Below are 18,069 nucleotides of genomic sequence, written 5' to 3'. Positions count from 1 at the left end.
GGCGGACACTGGCCTTAGGCAACAGCAATCGCAGCGAGGCGGTGACACCGATGACTTTGGCACCCGAAGTCGATCCCCGAACAGACAATCCAGACAGGCTCATCGACGAGCGTCGACCCGGCTACTGTCTTGAGGCCCCCTTCTATCTCTCCGATGAGTTCTATCGCAGGGACATCGACGCGGTATTCGCCGCGACATGGATCTTCGCAGCGGCAGCTGCCGAGGTGCCCGAGCCCGGCGACTTCGTCACCATCGACATCGGCGACTATTCGGTCATCATCATCCGCGACGACGACGAGGTGATCCGCGCCCACCACAACGTCTGCCGCCACCGAGGCGCTCGCCTCCTGTCCGAGACCAACGGGTCCGTGGGCAACATCGTCTGCAGCTACCACCAGTGGACCTACTCGCCCGAGGGCGACCTCATGTCCGCAGGTGTCCAGGCTCCCGGCTTCGACCGGACCTGCTTCTCCCTGCGCTCGGTCAACGTCCGCGTCGTCGCTGGCCTGGTCTTCATCTGCCTGGCGCAGAATCCTCCGGAGGACTTCGCCGAGGTGGCCGAGCGTATCTCGCCCTACATCCAACCGCACGCCCTGAACAAGACCAAGGTCGCCGCTCAGGTCGATCTCATCGAGCACGCCAATTGGAAGCTCGTCATGGAGAACAACCGCGAGTGCTATCACTGCGAGGCCGGGCACCCGGAGCTGACCTGCACATTCTTCCCCACCTACGGCTACGCCCCGGACGAGATCCCCAAACGGCTCAAGCCCGCCTACCAGCGCTACCTCGACGCCGAGGAGAGGCTGCGGGTCAACAGCGAACGCAACAACCTGCCCACGCAGCTCATCGCAGAGCTCAGCGGCCGAGCCACCGGCTTCCGAATCGAACGGGCGGCTCTCGACGGAAAGGGGGAGTCGTACACGATGGACGGCGGGGCCGCCTCGGCGAAACTCCTCGGTGAACTCGATACCCCTGAGCTGGGGCGACTATCGATGCACACTCAGCCCAACGCCTGGTTCCACTTCATGGGCGACCACGCGGTCACCTTCTCCCTCATCCCTCTGGGGCCCGACACCACGCGGGTGCGCTCGACCTGGCTGGTCCATGAGGATGCGGTCGAAGGCGTCGACTATGACGTTGAGAATCTCACGACTGTGTGGGTGAAGACGAACGAGCAGGATGCGGCGCTGTGCGCGAAGGCCCACCGCGGGATTTCGTCGCCGGCCTACATTCCGGGACCCTATGCTCCTACGGAGAGCGACCTCGAAGAATTCTGCACGTGGTACATCGAACGGCTGCAGGCCCACAGGGCGCAGACCGACGTGCGGCTGGCTGGCCAGGGAGGGCAGAGCTGATGACGATCTACCAGGAGACACTGAACGCCGGCTTTGACACGGCGGCCCCCGGCTTTGACGCGACGTCCCCCGGCTATGCTGCGGCAGCACCCGAAGCCGACGCGGAACTGACCGGGATGGTCGAATGCGTGTCCATCACCGAGGTCACGCACAACGTCAGAAGTTTCGAGCTCTTCGCCCCCTGGATGGCTCGGATCGACTTCGAACCCGGGCAGTACGTGACGGTGCGCATCCCCGAACTCGAGTGTGAGCGCTGCTATTCGATCGCGTCGGCGCCGTTCGGGACGAACACATTCACCCTCACCGTCAAACGCGTGGACGGCGGCGCGGTCTCGACCTACCTGCACGACGTGCTCCGGGTCGGCGACCGAGTCCACGTCGACGGTCCGTACGGTCTGTTCAGCACCAGTTTCCATCCGGCCGCGAAGCACCTGTTCGTCTCCGGCGGCTCGGGCCTCTCCCCGATCATGTCAATGGTGAGGTCCCTGCTGGCGCGTTCTGCCGGTGCCCCGACCGACATCGTGCTCATCCACAACGCGGCCACCCCGGCCGATATCATCTTCCGACCCGAACTCGAGCAGCTGGCCGAGGTCCCCGGCGTGAGCGTGGTGACGATGTGCTCGAGAGACTCCGCCGCCGAGGTGTGGGCCGGTCGCCGTGGTCGCATCACCCGCGAGGCACTGGCCGAGGTGGTTCCCGAGGTGGCAGATCGTGAGACCTTTGTCTGCGGTCCCGGCGACTACATGGCCGCAGTTCGAGTGATGCTCGACGAGCTCGGCGTGCTGGGGAGCCGGGTGCACGAGGAGTCCTTCGTCTTCGCGACCTCACCAGCCGAACGGTTGGCCAAGCGGGCCCAGTTCGCGGAAGCCGAGGCGTCGACCGGAACGGCCCCGGGACGGGCAGCGGAGGCTGTTGGTCCACCGCCCGGGTGCGGCTCGTCTCCGCTGAGGAGATTCGGCATCGACTTCACGGGCAGCGGCAAGCACGTCGAATGCGATCCTGAGACCACGGTTTTAGACGCAGCAGTCGAGGCCGGTATGGTCTTCCCGTCTTCATGCGAAGAGGGGATGTGTGGAACCTGCAAGTCAGTCCTGGTCAGCGGCGAGGTCGAGATGAACCACGCAGGAGGCATCCGCCCCAAGGAGATCGCGGCCGGGAAGTTTCTGCCCTGCTGTTCGACGCCTTTGAGTGACCTCGTTGTGGAGCGGTGACTGAGCTCAGCCGACGGCGATGCTGACGACGATCTTCTGTACTCGGGGGATGAGCTCTTCGAGGATGTGACCCTCAATGCGGATCCACTGCTCCAGCTGAGCAGCCGAGAGCACGGACATGATCGCCTCGGCGTGCAGCCGTGCATCCTCGGCGTGGTCTTCTCTGCGCACCTCGGCGACGAGGATTTCGACGTGTCGACACCAGAAAGGGTAGCCCACTCTGTCGAAACGTCCCCGGGGGCTCGATGCCTCGGTGAGGAGGACGAGGTCGAGGTTGCCCGAGATGTGTCTCATATATGCCTCGGTGAAGGCTGCCAGGCGCTCGTCGCCGGGTGCGCCCGGCCCCAGCGGAGGTGGCCCCTGCAGCATCCGCGAGTGCATGTCTCGGACGCGATCGTCGAGCAGGGCCGAGGCGATTCCCGCTTTGTCGGTGAAGTTCCGATACAGCGTGCCCTTGCCGACCTGAGCCCGCTTGGCCAGCTCATCCATGGTCAGTCCACCGACGCCCTCATCAGCCAGGAGCTGCGTGGCAGAGTCGAGGATTCGACGTCGATTCCGCTGTGCGTCGGCGCGCAGCGGCTGCTCTGGAGTCGCCATGGGAAGAAGGGCTCCTCCAAAAGCGGACGGCGTTCCGGTATGCTCGCTCATATACGGACTATAGTCCGGATGCGTATGCGGACGAAAGCTCCGCGAGTAGACCCAGACATCGACTTCAAGGGGGCAATGATGACATTCGTCAAGGTTGAGCAGCACGGCGGTCCGGAGGCTTATGCGCAGGTGGACAACGAGGAACTGGTACTCGCCGAGGGCCTGATCCTCGTCGAACTGAGTGTCTCGGGGGTCAACTTCCTCGATGTCGTCCAACGTCGCGCGGCCCTGCCCACGCCCTTTCGCGCCGGAGTCGAGGGGGTCGGCCGAGTCGTCTCCACCGGTGACGGTGTCACGGGGTTCGAGGTCGGAACGCGCGTGGGCTGGATGGCCGGTGGGCAGGGAAGCTTCTCGCAGTTCGCCCTCGTCCAGGCGGCCAAAGCGGTTCCGATCCCCGATGACATCGACGATGAGACCGGAGTGGCCGCTCTCATGCAGGGCATCACCGCGCACTACCTGACCACGGACACACACGCGGTGACCTCGGGCGACGTCGTTGTGGTCCACGCGGCGGCCGGGGGTCTCGGCCAGCTGCTCACTCAGGTCGCCGTGCTCAAGGGCGCGACGGTGATCGGCACGACCTCGTCAGAGGAGAAGGCCGAGATCGCCCGAGCGAACGGAGCGAGCCATGTCTTCGGCTACGACGACTTCGCCGATAAGACCCTGGAGGTCACCGACGGTATCGGCGCCACCGTCATCTATGACGGCGTCGGCAAGACCACCTTCGACGGTGATCTCAAGGCCGTGCGCACCCGGGGCACGATCGTCGTCGTCGGCAACGCCAGCGGCCCGGTCGATCCGGTCGACGTCAACACGCTCAACACCTCGGGCTCGCTCTTCCTCACCCGCCCCACCGTCGCCGACCACGTCCGCACCGCAGATGAGATCCGCGGTCGTACAGATGAGATCTTCGCGTGGATCCGCAGCGGAGACCTCAAGGTGAGCATCGGCGCCCGCTATTCCATCGCCGAGGTGGCCGATGCCTTCACGGCACTCGAATCCCGGGCGACGACCGGAAAGATCATCCTCGAGCACTGAGTTCTCTGCGCGCAGTCGTGAGATCTACTGCGTGAGTTTGGTCTCCCGCAGCCCGTAGGTTCCCAGCACATAGGGTCTGAAGTCGACGACGTCGCTGCTGATTCCGTACAGCGCCTTCTGGTAGGCGACCGGGATGATCGGGGCATCGTCGGCGACCTTCTGCTGGATCTTCGCGTAGAGCTCGTTCTGCTTGTCCGGATCGGGTTCGGCCAGAGCCTGCGTCGACCATTTCTTGACGTCGGGATCGCCGTAACCGGAGCGGATGCCGGAGTCGTCGGTGACTGCGAGGAAGTTGATCATCTGCGAGGTGTCGGAGACGTCGGAGGTGGCATAGCCGACCTGGACTTCGAAGTCGCCATTGGTGCGGTTGGTCACCAGGGTCGCATCGTCGAGTTTCTGCACATGGACCGTGATCCCGAGGTCCTCCCAGGACTGCTGGGCGATCTGTGCGAGCAGTTCGCGATCGGCCACGCCGGAAGGGATCTGGATGGTGATCTCCAGCCCTTCCGCATGATCGGATTCGGCCATGAGCTTCTTGGCCTTGTCCATGTTGTACTCGCCGCCGGTGATGCCCTCGGCGTGACCGGTCAGGCCGGGGGAGATGAAGGAGCTTGCCGGATCCGCGTAGCCGGCATAGACGACATCGACGACGGACTTCCGGTCGACCGCATAGGACATCGCCCGGCGCACCCTCGGGTCGTCGAGGCCCTTGACGGTGTTGTTGAGATTGAAGTAGAGGATCTTCGTCGATTCGAAGGCGGTGGCCGAGACATCCTGTGACCGGTCCATGGTGCTCATGCTCAAGGGGGCAGGCTCCTCATCGATGTGGGCCTGACCGCCCTGGAGCTGGAGTCTGCGGGTGTTGTCCTCGGAGACCACATTGAACGTCACCGAGTGCAGATTCGGCACACCCTCTTCCCAGTAGTCGTCGTTGCGCACGAGTTTGAGGCTCTGCCCCTTCGACCAGGAGTCGACCTTGAAGGGGCCCGTGCCGTCGGCATGGGTTGCCATGTATTCGGCATCGTGACCGCCGAAGTCCTTCGGGTAGATTGCGGCGGCGAACAGCGCCATATAGCTGGGCAGCGGTCCCCATGGTTTGGACAGCTCAATCTTGACCGTGGAGTCATCGACCTTTTTGACGTCGTCGATGAGGGTGAATTCTCCGGCCCAGAGATTGGCGTCGTCGCTTGCGTCCCGCGCGTAGTTGAGCGAGAAGACGACGTCATCGGCCGTGAGCTCCTTGCCGCTGTGGAACTTCACGTTCTCCCGCAGATCGAACGTCCACGAGAGCTTGTCCTTCGACTCCTTCCAGTCCGTCGCGAGACCCGGAACGACTCCGGTCCCGTCGGGTTTATTCAGCGTCAGCGTCTCGTACACCTGCTGCAGAGTCCAGATATCGGCATTCTGCGTTGTGGTCGGCGGCAGCAGGGTGGTGGCGTCTTTGCCGCGAGCGAAGATGAGGTCGCCCCCGTTGGCAGGCGCCTCCTCATTGCCCGATCCGCAGCCGGTGAGGATCAGCAGCGACGTGGCGACGACGGCGAGGAATCTGGACGTGCGCTTGCCGAACATCAACGGCCTCCTTCGCTCGCCGAGGTGGTTCGCCGTTTCGGAGCCCGATCGAGGAAGGCACTGTCGAACCGGGGGATGGCTTGGAGCAAGGTCTTCGTGTAGTCCTCACGAGGGTTGTGGAAGATCTCGGCTGTCGAATTGCTCTCGACGAGGACTCCGTTGTGGATGACGCAGACACGCTCGCACAGGCTTTTCACCACCGCCAGGTCATGGGAGATGAAGAGGATCGACAGCCCCAGCTCTTCACGCAGCCGAGCGAAGAGAGCGATGATCTCTGCCTGCACGCTGACATCAAGGGCGGACACCGCCTCGTCGGCCACGATCACCTCGGGCTGGACCGCGAGTGCTCGGGCGATGGCCACGCGTTGGCGCTGACCACCGGACATGGCGGTGGGAGTCCTGTCGAGGAATTCGACCGGCAGGCGCACCATGTCCATGAGTTCGGCGCACCTGCGCTTCAGGGCTGCTCCCGAGGCGAGCTTATGGTGCCTGATCACCTCGGACAGGGTGCTGCGCACCGTGTACCGGGGATCAAGGGAGGCGAAGGGATCCTGGAACACCATTTGGACGACCCGCCACTGCTTCGCGCTGCGTTTCGGCTCGAGCTCCTGGCCGTTGAAGGAGACTGTGCCCGAATAATCGCGCTGTAGCCCGCAGATGACGCGGGAGACGGTGGATTTTCCGGAGCCGGATTCTCCGACGAGGCCGACGATCTCACCCGGGGCGACGTCGATGCTCACGTCATCGACGGCAGTGAATGCTCGCTCGCCCCGACCGAAGGTCACGGTGATGTTCTCGGCTCTGAGCCCGGAGCCCGAAGGTGAGACCGGCCGGGTACCTGATGGTGAGACCGGCCGGGTACCTGATGGTGAGACCGGCCGGGTACCTGTGCCTCGGCGGGAGTCGTCATCGCCCTGTGCCAGCAGTCGTGTGGTCATGTCGCCCTCTCCAGCTGCACTCCATCGTCGATGCGTGGAGTCGCCGACAGGAGTTTGCGTGTGTAGTCCTCCTGCGGCTCGTCGAAGATTCTCTGCAGATTCCCGTGCTCGATGATCTTTCCGCTCTTCATCACGCTGATGCTCGTGCACAGCTGCGCGACGACGGCGAGATCATGGGTGACGTAGAGCAGACCCAGACCCTTTTCCTGCTGCATTGTGCGAAACAGATCGAGCACCTGAGCCTGGATCGTGACATCCAATGCCGTCGTAGGTTCGTCGCAGAGGAGTATCTCCGGCTCCTGCGCGAGAGCGGCCGCGATCATCACGCGTTGTCGCATGCCCCCGGAGAGTTGGAACGGGTAGTCCGAGACACGGCGTTCCGGGTTCGCAATGCCGACTCGGTCCATGAGCTCGATCGCGAGGTCATGAGACGCACGCTTCGACAGGCCCTTGTGCTCGGCGATGGCATCGGTGATCTGGCGTCCGACCTTCATCACGGGATTGAGCGCGATCGCCGGCTCCTGGAACACCATCGAGATTCCGGTGCCGCGCACCTTCTGGTCGTAGCCTCGGCCGCTGCCCGAGGTGAGGATGTTCCTCCCCCGGAATCTGACTTCCCCTTCGACGACAGTGGCCGCCGGCGGCAGCATCCCGAGAATCGTGCGCAGGGTCATCGACTTCCCTGACCCCGATTCGCCGACGAGGCCCATCGGCTCTCCCGGCTCAAGGGTGATCGAAACATCGTCGAGGATCCGGTGCTTGCCGACCTCCCCGTCGATGTCGACGGTGAGCGAGTCGACCTCGAGCAGTGGCAGGGCCTGCCCGGGCTGTGACTGACTAGGCTGAGACGTCGCGGATTCGGGACTCATATGGTTCACCTCTTCGGCTTCAGGATGTTGGTCAGGCCGTCACCGATGAGCGCCAACGCCAGGGATACGAGGACGACGGCGAAGCCGGGCCAGAGGATGAGTCCGTAGTTGCCGGTGCCCATGTACTGTTGGCCGTCATTCATCATCTGGCCCCAGTCAGCTGTCGGCGGGACGATGCCCATGCCGAAGAAGCTGAGGGTGACGACGACGCCGATGTTGAGGACGATGTCACTCATGCCGTAGATGATTCCCTGGCTGACGGTGTTCGGGATGACGTGTCGGGCGAGAATGCGCGGAGTGGAGAGTCCGCTGGCGCGACAGGCGGAGATGAACTCCGCCTCTCGCAGCACAAGGACCTCACCGCGGACGATGCGGGCGTAGGCGACCCAGGACACGAGGCTGATGGCGACGAAGATGCTGGCCATGCCGTTGCCCATGACGAACACGAGCACGATGACGAGGACGTAGAAGGGGAAGGCCGAGACGATATCGGCCAGGCGCATGATGACGACATCGACCCACCTGCCGAAATATCCCGCCAAGGCCCCCAGCGCGGTGCCCAGGATGAACGGCACGATGACGGCGATGACGGCGACCATGAGATCGACTCGTCCGCCGTTGAGAAAGCGGGACAGGATGTCGCGACCCAGCTGATCCGTGCCCATAGGGTGGGCGAGAGAGGACGGGCCGAAGGCGTTGAGGAGGTCCTGTCGATTCGGATCGGCAGTGACGAGCAGCGGCCCGATTGCCAGGATCGCGACGATGATCCCCATAATGGCCAGACCGGTCCACAGCTGCAGATTGTGCCGCCGCAGGAACGCCGGCAGCGGCAACGTGAAGCGGGCCTGTGGTGTGGTCTGGGACGCAAGAGGTTCGACGGACATGCTCAGCCTCCCAGCCGTACGCGCGGATCGACGACGCTGTAGATGATGTCGGTGAGCAGATAGACGAGGACGACGAGCACGCCGAAGACGACGGTCAGCGCCTGGACGACGTTGTAGTCACGGGCCAGCACCGACTGCATGAGCAGCGAACCGGCGCCCGGGATCGCGAACACGTTCTCGACGATGAGAGCACCGCCGACAAGATGCCCGACCTGGATGCCGAGGATCGAGATCCCCGTGATTCCTGCATTGCGGAACGCGTAGTTCGTCACCGTCTTCGACCGGCTCAGGCCCTTGGACATTGCGAAGTTCGTGTACTCGGCCGACAGCGAATCGTTGAGCGCCGCGGTCAGGCTGCGGATGAGGACGGGGCAGATTGTGAGTGCGACCGCGATCCCGGGCAGCACCAGAGAATAGAGATGCTCGCCGAGGTTGCGCCCATATCCGCCGACAGGGAACAGTCCCGTATTCACGCCGAGAACCAGGATCAACAGGGTGCCGACGAAGAATGCAGGCATCCCCTGGACCGTGGCGGTGAAGATCCGGGAGACGATCGCCGCTGTTGGGCTCTTGGTCGCTGCCACCCACAGCGAGATCGGGATGGAGATGGCGACGGCGAAGATGACCGAGACGAGCATGAGCATGAGGGTTGCAGGCATGCGCAGCTTGAGCAGCTCGAGCACGGAGGTCTGGAAGATGAATGACGGGCCGAAATCTCCGATGACCAGACCGCCGAGGAACTGGAAGTACTGAATGAGGAACGGCTGATCGAGTCCCCATGCGTGCCGCAGCTGGGCAACCGCCTCCGGAGTGGCTTTGTCACCGAGGTAGGCAGCGGCAGGATCGCCGGGAGCGAGCTGCATGAGTACGAACGAGAGTGTGGCAACGCCGAGGACGATGGGAACCATGAGAAATATGCGCCTGGCGATGTATTTGCCCACGTTCGCTCTCTCCATCGATGCGTAAAGGTATGTTCAATCTACCTTTATGTGACTCAGCTAACAATGATCTGCCGAAAAAAGTCTATCGGCAGACGGGCTTGCCATGGCTCCCTGTCACTGAGTGTCGCAGAGTCACTGAGTGTCGCAGAGCTGAGTGCGAAGGAGGCGGCGCTACAGCCCCATTCCCACTCGCAGTCCTTCGAGGACCGCGGCATGGACGTTGCGTGAGGCGACCGCATCACCGATCCGGTACAGCGCGAAGGGAGAGCTCGCCTCGGCGGCGGGGCCCGGGGAAGCCGATCCGGGGGTGGGGTAGGTGACTGCTCCGCTTTCGCGATGCGGCTGGGTTCGACCGTGAATCCAAGAATCGATGTCGATCTCACCGTGATTGCTCGACTGCGGTTTGAGCTCGAAGTAGACATCGTCATTGGGTGTGGTTCCGAAATCGACGACCACGGCGTCGGTCTCGAGCTCGGTCTCGATGCCCGAGTAGTCATTGCGCAGTCGTGCGGTGACCAACTTGCCCGCGATCTTCGGCTTCGCCGCGAGCCGCTCCCCGAGGTGGACGGTGACTCCGAATTCTGAGAACACCTGCAGATAGGCGGGGGAATTCATCGATCCGACGTCGACGCCGATGGTGCGTTCGGGGCTGACATAGGTCACCTCCTGACCGTTGCGGGCCAGGTGTTCGACGGCGTCGAGGGCAGGGTAGAAGCCATGGTCGTCGAAGACGAGGACACGGGACTTGTTGCGCAGGCTGTCATCCATGACGTCCCAGACGTCGAACGAGGGCCCCTCCTCACGGAAGGGGTAGCCGGCATCTGGGACACCGCCGGTGGCGACGATGACGACATCAGGTGAGAGCGCGAGGATCTCGCCCGCCTCGGCGAAGGTGTCCACGCGGATGTCGACGCCGTGCTTGCGGCACTGCTGCTCGCGCCAGTCGATGATGCCGATGAGATCGCGGCGCCGCTGTGAGCGAGCGGCGATCTTCACCTGGCCTCCCACGGCAGAGTCGGCCTCGAGCAGGGTGACCCGATGCCCGCGCACTGCAGCGACCCGTGCGGCTTCGAGGCCGGCGGGTCCGGCGCCGACGATGACGATGTGCTTCGGGCCGGACTCGACGTCGCGGGTGATCTCCTGTGGCAGATCGGCCTCGCGCCCGCTGGCGGGATTGTGGATGCAGGTTGCAGCGCCTGAGGTGTAGATGCTGTCGAGGCACATGTTCGCTCCCACGCACGGGCGGATGTCATCCTCCCGCTTCTCCTCGATCTTCTTCACCAGATAGGGGTCAGCCAGCTGCGCCCGGGTCATACCCACGAGGTCGAGGCAGCCGTCCTCGATCGCAAACCGGGCCGTGGGTGCATCGGCGATCCGGGCGGCGTGGAGAACGGGGACGTCGATCGCTTCGCGGATGCGTCGGCAGGTCTCGAGCCAGGGCGCCGAGGGGGTGCCCATGCCCGGGATCGCCTCGGCGAGTTCTTTGTCGGAGCTGATGCTTCCGACGTTGAGGTTGAGGAAGTCGACGCCATGGGCGGCATACTCCTTGAGCACCGCGATGGAGGCCTCTTCGGTGATGCCGTCCTCGAGCTGTTCGAGGACTGACATGCGGACGCCGAGGGCGAGTCCCTCCGAAGCGCCGCGCATCGCGTCGATGATTTGGAGCGGGAAGCGCATCCGGGCTGTCAGATCCCCGTTGTACTCATCCTCGCGCTCATTGAACCGCGAGGCGAAGAAGTAGTCGACGAGGTGGCCGGAGTGGAGGAACTCCAGACCGTCGAATCCTGCTGCCTTGACTCGAGCCGTGGCCGCCGCGAAGTCCTCGACCACCCGCTCGATGTCGAAGTCCTCCATGGCCTTGGTGAATGACCGGTGGGTGGGTTCGCGGTGGCGGCCCGAGGAGATGAGAGGCAGCCAATCGGCGGTGAAGTTCGAGTTGCGCGGGCCGAGGTGGGTGAGCTGGATCATCACTGCGGTCCCCTCGGCGTGGCAGTCATCTGCGATCGCGGCCAGCCAGGGAATCACCTCGTCGGTGGAGAGGTCGACATTGCCGAAAGCGGCGGGGGAGTCCTTCGAAACGATGGCCGAGCCGGCTGTCATCGTCAGCCCCACCCCGCCGCGGGCCTTTTCCCGGTGGTAGAGACGATAGCGGTCCTTGGGCATGCCGAGTTCGGTGTAGGCCGGCTCATGCGCGGTGGAGACGATGCGGTTTTTGAGCTGCACCGGGCCCAAGGTGAAGGGCTGGAGCAGAGGATCGTGGGACATGGTTCCTCCTTCTTCGCAGGAACGACTGTGGTCACTTCGCAGGAACCACACCATGGTGTCGACGAGCTCATCCCGACTCGATCGAAATGAGAGTAGTCGATAACCGATTACTTCACTCAATCGTGAGTCGTTGTGGTTATGCTGTCAATAGCCATCGAAGGAGAATCTTGATCAGAAGCGAGTCCCCCGCCCCTGCTGCGAAGCGACCGACTCCGAGGCCCGCACCGGCGCCTGCCCCGGTGCGACCCGAGTCGGCTCCCTCGCTGCGGGAGCACGCGCTTATCGTCATCCGTCATGCGATCACAACCGGTGATCTCGCCGAGGACACGATCTACTCGGCGGCGGGACTGGCCAAGCAGTTGGGGATCTCGTTGAGCCCGGTCAGGGAGGCCATGATGTCTCTCGTGACAGAGGGAACCGTCGAGGCCGTGCCGAATCGCGGCTTCCGTCTGGTTCCGGTGACGCGAGAAGACCTGGAGGAGATCATCCGGATCAGAGCGCTGCTTGCCGATCCGGCAGTGGAAGCGCTGTGCTCCCGTGCTGTGGAGGATCCGACATCGTGCGAGGCCGCACTCGGTGATCTGCGCAGGAATGCCGAGGACGCTCTGGCCGCTGCTGCCCGGGATGACACGATCGGATTCATGACTGCTGATCGCATGTTCCATGAACACCTTCTCGAATACGGGCTCGGCAGGAGAGCTGCAGAGATCAGCCTGCGCCTGCGCGACCAGTCGCGAGTCTTCGCGGCGCACTCGATCGCCTCGGTCGTCGACAGCGAGTCGGCTCAGCAGATCGTCGACCTCGTCGGACTCATCGAGGCGGGCCGCTCTGACGAGGCACGGGCCCTCGTCGTCGACAACCTCTTCTATTTCAAACGCGCGGTAGAACGCTAGCTGCTCAGGTCAGCCAGGCGCAGGCATACGACGAGGCGGCCGTCCCCGCATCGGGACCGGCCGCCTCGGTGCTGGCCAGGACTGGGGTTAGACGCTCGACCGCAGACTCGGGCTATAGCTCGGTCTTGGGCTAGAGCTTAGCCACGACCGGGATCGGCATGGTGTCCATATCGAGGTCGGGGTTGTCATCCTGGGTGCGCGCGAGTTCGACTGCTTCCTCGTGCGTGTTGACCGTCGGGAACGACCCCGGCAACGGCCGGTGTGCAGATTCCTTCATGAGCAGCACGGCAACGAGAGCAACGATGGAGAAGAACATGATGTAGAAGGCGGGCATGTACGAGTTGCCGGTGGCGTCGATGAGCGCCTGGCTGACCAACGGTGTGGTGCCGCCGAACAGGGAGACTCCGAGGTTGAACGTCAGGCCCATTGCACCGTAGCGCGAGGCCGTCGGGAACAGGGCAGGAAGCGTCGACGCCAGGCAGGCGATGTAGAAGGCTGCCGGAACCGCAACCATGAACAAGGCGATCGTGATCGCCCACATCTCACCGATCTGCATGATGGCGAACGCCGGAACGATGAGCACGATCGTGGCAGCTGCCGCGACAATGAAGACGAACTTGCGTCCGAGTCGGTCCGAGAGCCTGCCGATGAGCGGAAGGCATAGGGACATGATCACGAGCACCGGAATAGTGGCCGCGGCTGCTTGGACGTTCGAGACCTTGACAGTCTCCTCGAGATAGGTCGGCATGAAGCTCGTGAGAGCGTAGCCCACCGTCTGCGAACCGGCGACGATGGCGATGCCGATGAGGATCTCTCTCCAGAAGTGACGGACGACGCCGATCAGACCATGGCGAGCGTACTTATCGTCCTTGACCTTCACATCGAGACCCTCGGCAACCGAGGCTTCGAAGCTGGGGGTCTCTGGAATCTTCAGTCGGAACCAGATGGCGACGGCGCCGAGGGGGATTGCGATGAGGAACGGGATCCTCCAGCCGCCGTCAGCCATGGCGGTCTCACCTGCGACGCTAGTTGAGATGACGGTTGTGATGGCGACGGTGCCCGCGCCCGCTGCGAAGCCGAGGTAGGAGCCGACATCGAGCCAGGAAGCCCAGAATCCACGTGACTTGTCAGGAGCGAATTCGGAGACGTACGTGGTGGCACCGGCGTATTCGCCGCCGGTGGAGAAGCCCTGGATCATCTTGAGCAGGTAGAGAGGGATGATGACCCACAGGCCGATCTGAGCTGCGGTGGGCAGTACGCCGATGAGTGCGGTGGCGGTGGCCATCGTGGCCATGGTGAAGAAGAGGACCTTCTGGCGCCCGATCTTGTCGCCCAGCGGTCCCAGAATCATGCCGCCGAGGGGGCGGACGAGGAAGGACACTGCGAAACCGAACAGGGTGACCAGGAGTCCCATCTGCCTGTCCATGCCCTCAGTGAAGACGGCGGTCATGGTGACGGCGAGGTAGCCGTAGACACCGAAGTCGAACCACTCCATGAAGTTGCCGACTGTGGTTCCGCCGATTGCGGTGCGAATGGACTTCTGCTCGATGACGATGCAGTGGTCGGCCTCCAGACGCTTTTTCTTGAGTGCCTTCCGCTCCCGGCGAGACGGCTTTATCCCATCCGGCATGGGGGTTGCTTGGCCTTCTGACATCAGTGGTTCCTCGTTTCAGATGCAATTCGATTTTCTACCGCCCGTCGAACCTGGGGTTCCAGGGCGTTCGGTTTTCGACAATGCTGAACATCCTCACTCGATTAAACACCCATGTCAACAAATTTGGTGATCCATATCACGATGAATTGTCGTTCGGATAGATATTCTATGGGACTGCTGAAAGCGACCGGGGTATTTACCTCAGGCGAACCTGTGGTTATTAGGAGCAGCCCCAGGCGGAGGGGCTTTGGGTGTGCGAACGGGCGATGCGCGTCAGCTGATGCTTCAATTTGGGGTGCAGTCAGCCCATTTGGAGGTGCAGTCAGCCTGAGGAATGTCACAGTGTCCAGCGCTCACTTCGCTGAAGAGCCTGCGCTCAGTTCGAGGTGCCGTTCTGTGTCGGATCAGGGGTGGGGTTTTCGGAGCCTGGCGAGGACGGCTCCTCAGGCGACTCATCAGATGGTTCCTCGGTTGGCTCATCAGTTGGCTCTTCTGACGGCTCTTCGGACGGTTCCTCGCTTGGTTCCTCGCTTGGCTCCTCAGTCGGCTCATCCGACGGCGGTGGGTCCGAAGGTGTTTCGGGGTCGTCGGATGGTGGTGGTGTCGGTTCCGAAGGTGACTCTGGGGCTGGCTTTTCAGAATCCGATGGGCTTGGTTCGTCGGGTTCTTCTGCTGACGGGCGATCGTTACTGTCGCCCTTGTCGCCGGGATTGTCCTCGGTTGATGGACTCTCGTCCGAGCGGCTGTCATCGTGCCCTGGGGTCCGGGATGACTTCTCATCCTCGTCCCTGTCGGAATCAGATGCCTTCGAACTCTCGGATCCCGACTCCTGCTCTGTCTTGTCCGAGTTCGTGTCCTCTGGAGACTGGGAGTTGCTGCTCTTGTCGTCCCTCTTCGAAGAGGAGTCCTCCTTTGAGGAGGAGTCTTCAGGTGAGGCTGCAGTGCCTGCGTTGCCGGAATGAAGCCCCGTCTGTCCAGCTTGCTGCGGCACTATGGCCACGCCGACGAGTGTTCCCAGGAGGCCTATGCACGCGGCGACCACCGGGATCAGAACGGGTTTCGGCATGCTGAAGCCAGCTGGTGCAGGCGTTTGGGTCGAGGTCTGAGCGGCTGCGGATGGCGCACCGAACGCGGTGAGAGAGGCGGACTCATCGTCTGCTTCGGGTGCCAATGTCGCACCTGCACCTGCAGCGATGGTTGGTGCCGGCGTCGGCTCTGCGGCTGATTCGTCTGCAGCTGCAGCTGTCTCGGTTCCAGGTCCTTTGGCAGCAGATATTTCGAGGACGGAAGTTTCGGGGGCAGCGGTTTCGGCAACAGCGGGAGCTGGTTCTGGAATTGCCTGTGCCAGGGTGGAAGAGAGTCGCTCGATGACGATCGGCGAGGTCAGAAGCGCAGGAATGAGCGCGGCTCGGTGATCGGCGGTTGCCTTGCCGTCCGTGGGGCGGACCTGCTGCCATTCGTCCTGCAGGCCTTGACGGGCGCGACCGGCCAGCCTGTCGACTGTCGATGCTTTGATATTCAGCTGCTCGGCAACAGCCTCGGGTGAGAGCCGTTCGACTTCGCGCAACCACAGGATCCGCTGCCAGTTATCGGGCAGGTTCGACAGCGCCTGTGAGACAAGCGCGGCCTCTGGAGCTTCTGCGTCCGAACCACTCGCTGACGTCGTCAGATTCGCGAGATGTCCGTCGATCTCGGCGTCCACCATTGAGCGGAGACCCTCGGCTGTGTCGGAGGACCTGTTGAGCAGGGACCTGAGCACACTGAGGAAAGCATCATCTGTGACCTGTCTGGCCTTCGCGTCGGGCAGAGAAGATGATGCTCTTGCTACGGCGTCATCGCGGTAGCGGCGGTAGACCTCGGAGTAGGCGCCGGCAGTTCCGGCCTCGATGAGCGAGAGGAGCTCGCTCTCCGTGAAATCGGCGAGTTCTTCCCCTGGCTGATGTGCGTGCACGTCCATCCGGTCCCTGAATCATTCGGTAGCGTCATGCAGTCTGCAGCTCGTCTTTGCAGACTGCATCTGGTCCAGCAGCGAGAATAAGGGAAGCACAATCCGTGTGAAATCTATCCTCAGCGGTGACTGTAGCCGACAAGTCGGCTTTTTGCATCCAGTATCGCTATTTGAACAATCAACCAGTCTCATGGGGTCGATGAAAGGATCCGACCGGAGGCAATAGACAAGCTGACGGCAATGGAGAAGCGTCAGACTGCAAGTCAGTCCTTGAGCACTCGGAACGTGCTCAGCTTCGGATCGACTCCGCCGCGGACGTGTCCCGACGGGCTCGCAGCCACGGCCTGCAGGAACTCGACGGTCTCCGCGGTGATCTCCTCACCGGGGAGGACATTCGGGATTCCGGGTGGGTACGCGGCCAGCGAGCTGACGCTGGTTCGGCCGACAGCCTCGGCGGCGGGGACGAGCTCGGAATCCGCGAAGTACGCACCACGCGGCAGGGCCACCAGCTTTCCGGGGCTCGGCAGCGCCGGGAGTCCGGCCGAAGCCGTCATGGCGTCTGCAGGCCTGTCATTCTCGTGTTCGAGGCGCATCTGGTCCAGGGCATCGAAGAGTCGGCTGAGATCGGGGGACTTGCCGATGCCGATGAGGGCGACGATCGTCGTGGCCGTCGCCATCTCGGCGAAAATGTCGAATTCCTCGGTCAGGCGCTTGCGCACGGCATGGCCGTCGAGTCCCGTCGAGGTGATGTCGATGGGCAGGCGGAAGGGGTCGATGTCGACGACATCGGCATGGTTCATGAAATCCCCGGAGAGCAGGTGATAGTGCTCGGAGCCCTCGATCCGGGCACGGATCTGGCGGATGTTCTCCAGCGAATCGGTGATCGCGACACGTGAGTTCACAAGATCCCGGCGGGCGATATCGATCGATGCCATCAGGTGGGCATTCTCGCTGGTCGAGGCCGTCATCATGAAGGCACGGGCCAGGGCCGGTTCGAGCCTGTTTGCGAACTCGGTGTCGCCGAGGTGGAGCAGGGCTGACTGGGTGAACGACCCGGCGAGCTTGTGGGTGCTCATGATGACGATGTCGGCGCCCAGCGTGACCGGGGATTCCGGCAGATCAGGATGGAATCCGAAGTGGGCGCCCCATGCGGCGTCGATGATGAGGGCGGCGCCGGCTTCATGGGCAACCTCGGCCAGTGCCCTGACATCGGCGACCGCACCGAAGTAGCTGGGGGTCACCAGGTAGACGGCAGAGACTTTCTCGGGATGGGCTGCGATGGCATGGCGCAGCGAGTCTGGGGTGACTCCGTGGGCGATGCCGTTGACCTCATCGACGTTGGGAGAGACGAAGCCGGGGTTCAGGCCGGCCAGCACGATGCCGTCGATGAAGCTCGAATGGGCGCTGCGCTGGGTGACGACACCCGTACCCAGGGTGCCGATCGCCAGTGCTGCCATGCGGTTGCCCTGCGAGGAGCCGTTGGTGAGGAACCAGGTGCGCCGCGCGCCCCAGGCCTCGGCGGCCAGCTGCAGTGCTTCGTCCTTCGGGGTATCGACACCGAGGTCGATGCCGTCGAAGAGCGGGGGGATGTCCAGGGAGAGGGTGTGCTCGCCGAAGAACTCGGCCTGACCTGCAGAGATTCCCGTGGTGGTGCCGCCGTGTCCGGGGGTTGACAGGAACAGCGAGTCACGCTGGGCCGCCGCCTGCAGCGCATCGGCATAGGGCGCGTAGGTCTTCGCGGTTCCCGGGAATGCCGACTGATCTGAGGCGGATGTCATGGGGGAGTCTTGGTGCACGGTCATGAATCCAGATTAGGCAACGGGCCCTTGCCGGGAGAATACCAAGTTTCCTAAACT

General features: G+C 63.2%; 14 protein-coding genes. 4 read left to right on the top strand and 10 right to left on the bottom strand.

All coding sequences use genetic code 11. From position 1 onward, the window contains the following. The first annotated feature begins 50 nt into the window (after positions 1-50). Entirely contained in the window at positions 51-1,355 is a 1,305-nt protein-coding gene (locus tag HX613_RS10100) for an aromatic ring-hydroxylating oxygenase subunit alpha (RefSeq protein WP_235345203.1), read from the top strand. Next, positions 1,355-2,566, top strand: coding sequence for a hybrid-cluster NAD(P)-dependent oxidoreductase (locus HX613_RS10095; protein WP_235345202.1), 1,212 nt, complete (start codon positions 1,355-1,357; stop codon positions 2,564-2,566). The genes HX613_RS10100 and HX613_RS10095 overlap by 1 nt, the downstream gene beginning before the upstream one ends. A 6-nt stretch (positions 2,567-2,572) precedes the next feature. Here HX613_RS10095 and HX613_RS10090 read toward each other — a convergent pair whose 3' ends face one another. After that, positions 2,573-3,163, bottom strand: a complete 591-nt coding sequence (locus HX613_RS10090) for a TetR/AcrR family transcriptional regulator (RefSeq protein ID WP_235345201.1) — start codon at positions 3,161-3,163, stop codon at positions 2,573-2,575. A gap of 126 nt (positions 3,164-3,289) precedes the next feature. On the opposite strand from HX613_RS10090, the gene HX613_RS10085 reads away from it, so the two are divergent. After that, a complete protein-coding gene (locus HX613_RS10085) occupies positions 3,290-4,252 on the top strand; it encodes a quinone oxidoreductase family protein (protein WP_235345200.1) in 963 nt (320 codons plus the stop codon). Between the two features lie 24 nt (positions 4,253-4,276). On the opposite strand, the gene HX613_RS10080 is transcribed toward HX613_RS10085, so the two are convergent. The 6 genes from HX613_RS10080 to HX613_RS10055 form a co-directional block, all read right to left on the bottom strand. Then, a complete protein-coding gene (locus HX613_RS10080) occupies positions 4,277-5,821 on the bottom strand; it encodes an ABC transporter substrate-binding protein (RefSeq protein WP_235345199.1) in 1,545 nt (514 codons plus the stop codon). Then, complete coding sequence (locus HX613_RS10075) at positions 5,821-6,759, bottom strand: ABC transporter ATP-binding protein (protein WP_235345198.1); 939 nt, start codon at positions 6,757-6,759, stop codon at positions 5,821-5,823. The genes HX613_RS10080 and HX613_RS10075 overlap by 1 nt, the downstream gene beginning before the upstream one ends. Next, positions 6,756-7,628, bottom strand: coding sequence for an ABC transporter ATP-binding protein (locus HX613_RS10070; RefSeq protein ID WP_235345197.1), 873 nt, complete (start codon positions 7,626-7,628; stop codon positions 6,756-6,758). Before HX613_RS10070 ends, HX613_RS10075 begins: the two co-directional genes overlap by 4 nt. A gap of 5 nt (positions 7,629-7,633) precedes the next feature. Continuing rightward, complete coding sequence (locus HX613_RS10065; protein ID WP_235343926.1) at positions 7,634-8,512, bottom strand: ABC transporter permease; 879 nt, start codon at positions 8,510-8,512, stop codon at positions 7,634-7,636. 2 nt (positions 8,513-8,514) lie between these two features. Next, positions 8,515-9,453: an ABC transporter permease gene (locus HX613_RS10060; protein ID WP_235343925.1), complete on the bottom strand. Its 939-nt coding sequence runs from the start codon at positions 9,451-9,453 to the stop codon at positions 8,515-8,517. A gap of 171 nt (positions 9,454-9,624) precedes the next feature. Then, positions 9,625-11,718, bottom strand: a complete 2,094-nt coding sequence (locus tag HX613_RS10055; RefSeq protein ID WP_235343924.1) for an oxidoreductase — start codon at positions 11,716-11,718, stop codon at positions 9,625-9,627. Positions 11,719-11,885: 167 nt separating this feature from the next. Here HX613_RS10055 and HX613_RS10050 point away from each other — a divergent pair, with 167 nt between their 5' ends. After that, positions 11,886-12,611, top strand: a complete 726-nt coding sequence (locus HX613_RS10050) for a GntR family transcriptional regulator (RefSeq protein ID WP_235343923.1) — start codon at positions 11,886-11,888, stop codon at positions 12,609-12,611. A 130-nt stretch (positions 12,612-12,741) separates the two neighbouring features. On the opposite strand, the gene HX613_RS10045 is transcribed toward HX613_RS10050, so the two are convergent. The 3 genes from HX613_RS10045 to HX613_RS10035 form a co-directional block, all read right to left on the bottom strand. Continuing rightward, the gene (locus HX613_RS10045) at positions 12,742-14,265 is read right to left on the bottom strand and encodes an MFS transporter (RefSeq protein ID WP_235343922.1); all 1,524 of its coding nucleotides are present in this window, start codon (positions 14,263-14,265) and stop codon (positions 12,742-12,744) included. A 376-nt stretch (positions 14,266-14,641) separates the two neighbouring features. After that, entirely contained in the window at positions 14,642-16,222 is a 1,581-nt protein-coding gene (locus tag HX613_RS10040) for an RNA polymerase sigma factor (RefSeq protein WP_235345196.1), read from the bottom strand. A 254-nt stretch (positions 16,223-16,476) separates the two neighbouring features. Beyond that, on the bottom strand, positions 16,477-18,015 hold the full coding sequence (locus tag HX613_RS10035) for an aminotransferase class I/II-fold pyridoxal phosphate-dependent enzyme (RefSeq protein WP_235345195.1): 1,539 nt from the start codon (positions 18,013-18,015) through the stop codon (positions 16,477-16,479). Between the last annotated feature and the right edge of the window lie 54 nt (positions 18,016-18,069).

The organism is Brevibacterium sp. UCMA 11754, from assembly GCF_021532275.1.
GTDB lineage: Bacteria > Actinomycetota > Actinomycetes > Actinomycetales > Brevibacteriaceae > Brevibacterium.
Note: the sequence above shows the minus strand (reverse complement) of the source record. Positions and strands in the feature narration are given on the sequence as shown.

Bases quoted from the DNA above. Each gene is read 5' to 3' on its own strand.
- HX613_RS10070 (WP_235345197.1), bottom strand. From the start codon at position 7,628: ATGAGTCCCGAATCCGCGACGTCTCAGCCTAGTCAGTCACAGCCCGGG.
- HX613_RS10090 (WP_235345201.1), bottom strand. From the start codon at position 3,163: ATGGCGACTCCAGAGCAGCCGCTGCGCGCCGACGCACAGCGGAATCGA.
- HX613_RS10100 (WP_235345203.1), top strand. From the start codon at position 51: ATGACTTTGGCACCCGAAGTCGATCCCCGAACAGACAATCCAGACAGG.
- HX613_RS10080 (WP_235345199.1), bottom strand. From the start codon at position 5,821: ATGTTCGGCAAGCGCACGTCCAGATTCCTCGCCGTCGTCGCCACGTCG.
- HX613_RS10085 (WP_235345200.1), top strand. From the start codon at position 3,290: ATGATGACATTCGTCAAGGTTGAGCAGCACGGCGGTCCGGAGGCTTAT.
- HX613_RS10055 (WP_235343924.1), bottom strand. From the start codon at position 11,718: ATGTCCCACGATCCTCTGCTCCAGCCCTTCACCTTGGGCCCGGTGCAG.
- HX613_RS10065 (WP_235343926.1), bottom strand. From the start codon at position 8,512: ATGTCCGTCGAACCTCTTGCGTCCCAGACCACACCACAGGCCCGCTTC.
- HX613_RS10095 (WP_235345202.1), top strand. From the start codon at position 1,355: ATGACGATCTACCAGGAGACACTGAACGCCGGCTTTGACACGGCGGCC.
- HX613_RS10045 (WP_235343922.1), bottom strand. From the start codon at position 14,265: ATGTCAGAAGGCCAAGCAACCCCCATGCCGGATGGGATAAAGCCGTCT.
- HX613_RS10075 (WP_235345198.1), bottom strand. From the start codon at position 6,759: ATGACCACACGACTGCTGGCACAGGGCGATGACGACTCCCGCCGAGGC.
- HX613_RS10035 (WP_235345195.1), bottom strand. From the start codon at position 18,015: ATGACCGTGCACCAAGACTCCCCCATGACATCCGCCTCAGATCAGTCG.
- HX613_RS10040 (WP_235345196.1), bottom strand. From the start codon at position 16,222: ATGGACGTGCACGCACATCAGCCAGGGGAAGAACTCGCCGATTTCACG.